Here is a 2,794-nt window from a genome sequence, read left to right as displayed (position 1 = left end):
ACCATGACGGTGACCGCCACCGTCGCCGGCGCCATCGCCGCCCTGGCCAATTTCGCCCTCTTCTTCGGCGGCGGGGGGGAGGACGACGAGCGGCCGGGCGGCTTCATCGGCGCCCTGGCCCTGATGATCCTCGCGCCGATGGCGGCGGGCCTGGTGCAGATGGCCATCAGCCGCACCCGGGAATACGAGGCCGACAAGGTCGGGGCCGAGATCGCCGGCGATCCCGCCTCGCTGGCCTCGGCCCTGCAGAAGATCGAGGGCCATTCGAAGCGGATCGTCAACGTCACCGCCGAGCGCAATCCGGCCTCGGGCCAGCTGTTCATCATCAACCCGCTGGCGGGACGCGGGGCCGACAACCTGTTCTCGACCCATCCGGCCACCGGCAACCGGGTGAAGGCGCTGATGGATCTCGGGACGAAGATGGGGCTGGCGCCGCGCGCCGCCGCCTTCGCCGAGGTCGCGCCGGGGCCGGCGACGACCAGCGTGCCCAGCACGGCGCCCCGGACGCCGGGGCCGTGGGGGTGACAAATCCAGACCCGGAGTAGGTGAGCCTCGCTTGCCGCCCGGCCGGCCGATGCTAGGCTGAGGCCATGTCCGAAGAGCCTGAGCCCCTCGAAGACCTCGCCGCCGGAATGCTGAACGGCGCCATGATCACTCTCCTCGGGGCGGTCATTCCGGGCGTCCTGGTCTGGCAGACGGTGGCGCAGTGGGCGACCTGGACGGCCGACCTCCGGTCGGTGCTTGTCTGGGACTCGCTGTCCGCCCTTGGCCTGCTGCTCCTGAGCATCCAGGTCATGCGCGTCGGCGCCCGACTTCTGTGGCGGAACGCGATGGCCCTCCGCCGGCGCCGGCGCGCGTCTCCGATCCTCTGACGGCCGCCCCATTCCCGCCCTTGCATCGCGGGGCGTCTGGTCCTTTAAGCGCGCCCATACGCCCAACGCCTCCCCGCGTTCCGTGAAGGACCCTCCATGACCCAGTCCGCGCCCAGGAAAGTCGTGCTCGCCTACTCCGGCGGCCTCGACACCTCGATCATCCTCAAATGGCTGCAGACCGAATACGGGGCGGAGGTGGTGACCTTCACCGCCGACCTCGGCCAGGGCGAGGAGCTGGCGCCGGCGCGCGAGAAGGCGCTGAAGCTGGGCATCAAGGAAGAGAACATCTTCATCGACGACCTGCGCGAGGAGTTCGTGCGGGACTACGTCTTCCCGATGTTCCGGGCCAACGCCGTCTATGAGGGCCAGTATCTGCTCGGCACCTCGATCGCCCGGCCGCTGATCGCCAAGCGCCAGATCGAGATCGCCCGCCAGGTCGGCGCCGACGCCGTCTGTCACGGGGCCACCGGCAAGGGCAACGACCAGGTCCGCTTCGAGCTGGGCTACTATGCGCTGGAGCCCGACATCCGCGTCATCGCGCCGTGGCGCGAATGGGACTTCAAGTCGCGCGAACACCTGCTCGACTTCGCCGAGAAGCACCAGATCCCGATCGCCAAGGACAAGCGCGGCGAGGCCCCGTTCAGCGTTGACGCCAACCTTCTGCACTCGTCCAGCGAGGGCAAGGTGCTGGAGGACCCGGCGGTCGAGGCCCCCGAATTCGTGCACCAGCGCACCCTGTCGCCGGAGGACGCGCCGGACGTCGCCACCGTCATCACCATCGGCTTCGAAAAGGGCGACGCGGTCTCGATCAACGGCGAGGCCATGAGCCCGGCGACCCTGCTGACCGCCCTGAACCAGTACGGCCACGACAACGGCGTCGGCCGGCTCGATCTGGTCGAGAACCGCTTCGTCGGCATGAAGTCGCGCGGCGTCTACGAGACCCCGGGCGGGACCATCCTGCTGGCCGCCCACCGCGGCATGGAGTCGATCACCCTCGACGGCGGGGCCATGCATCTGAAGGACGAACTGGCGGTCAAATACGCCCACCTGATCTACAACGGCTTCTGGTTCTCGCCCGAGCGCGAGATGCTGCAGGCGGCCATCGACCATTCGCAGGCGAAGGTGTCGGGCACGGTGCGGGTGAAGCTCTACAAGGGCAACGCCGCCGTCATCGGTCGCGAGAGCGCGAACAGCCTGTACGACCAGGAACTGGTCACCTTCGAGGACGGGGCCGTGGCCTACGACCAGAAGGACGCCGCCGGCTTCATCAAGCTGAACGCCCTGCGCCTGCGCGTGCTGGGCAAGCGGGACCAGCGCGGCGAGGACTGAGTTCGAGCCGCCTCGTCGCGCCCCCCACGGCGCCGCTTTCGCATTAAATGGTCGCTCCCCCGCCTAGGTTTGGCGCCGACTTTCCGGCAAGGTCGGGCTCCTTTCGAAGCCTCAGGATCCTTTCATGACCCTTCGCACCATCCTCGCCGCCTCCGCCGTTCTCGCCTTCGCGGCCCCCGCCGTCGCCCAGGAGGCCCCGGCTCCGGCCCCCGCCGCCCCGCCGGCCGCCGCAGCCGTCGATCCGGCCGAAGCCGCGATGGAAGCCCGGGGCGAGGCCTTCCAGGCGCGCATGCAGGCCATGGGCGGCGAAATGCAGGCGGCCCTCACCGCCGCGGCGGGCGACCAGGCGGCCGCCAGCGCCGCGCTGGACGCCATCGTCGCGCAATACCAGCCGGAGGCCGACGCCTTCAGCGCCGAGCTTCTGGCCTTCCTGGAAGCCAAGGCGGCGACCGCCACCGAGGCGGAGAAGGCCGAGATGGCCGAGGTCGCGGCGAACCTCGTCCCGATGATCAAGGGCGTGCCCGCCATGGTCCGCGGTGAGGTCGAACAGGCGGCCGCCGCCGCCGCCGCCGCCGCCGCGGCCGCGCCCGCCG

Annotated in this window: 4 protein-coding genes; all 4 read left to right on the top strand. The window is 70.3% G+C overall.

Going from position 1 to position 2,794, the window contains the following annotated elements; all coding sequences use genetic code 11:
• Window positions 1-525 (top strand): M48 family metalloprotease (locus RDU12_RS14710; RefSeq protein WP_308685374.1); only part of this gene is annotated, 525 nt, incomplete at its 5' end.
• 65 nt (window positions 526-590) lie between these two features.
• Window positions 591-872, top strand: a complete 282-nt coding sequence (locus RDU12_RS14705; protein ID WP_308685372.1) for a hypothetical protein — start codon at window positions 591-593, stop codon at window positions 870-872.
• 96 nt (window positions 873-968) lie between these two features.
• Window positions 969-2,201: an argininosuccinate synthase gene (locus RDU12_RS14700; protein WP_300292627.1), complete on the top strand. Its 1,233-nt coding sequence runs from the start codon at window positions 969-971 to the stop codon at window positions 2,199-2,201.
• A 124-nt stretch (window positions 2,202-2,325) separates the two neighbouring features.
• The coding region (locus RDU12_RS14695) for a hypothetical protein (protein WP_308685369.1) at window positions 2,326-2,794 on the top strand (469 nt) is incomplete at its 3' end.

The organism is Brevundimonas sp. (genome assembly GCF_031082345.1).
GTDB lineage: Bacteria > Pseudomonadota > Alphaproteobacteria > Caulobacterales > Caulobacteraceae > Brevundimonas.
Note: the sequence above shows the minus strand (reverse complement) of the source record. Positions and strands in the feature narration are given on the sequence as shown.

Excerpts from the sequence above, each read along its gene's own strand:
- RDU12_RS14705 (WP_308685372.1), top strand. The coding sequence starts at position 591 with ATGTCCGAAGAGCCTGAGCCCCTCGAAGACCTCGCCGCCGGAATGCTG.
- RDU12_RS14700 (WP_300292627.1), top strand. The coding sequence starts at position 969 with ATGACCCAGTCCGCGCCCAGGAAAGTCGTGCTCGCCTACTCCGGCGGC.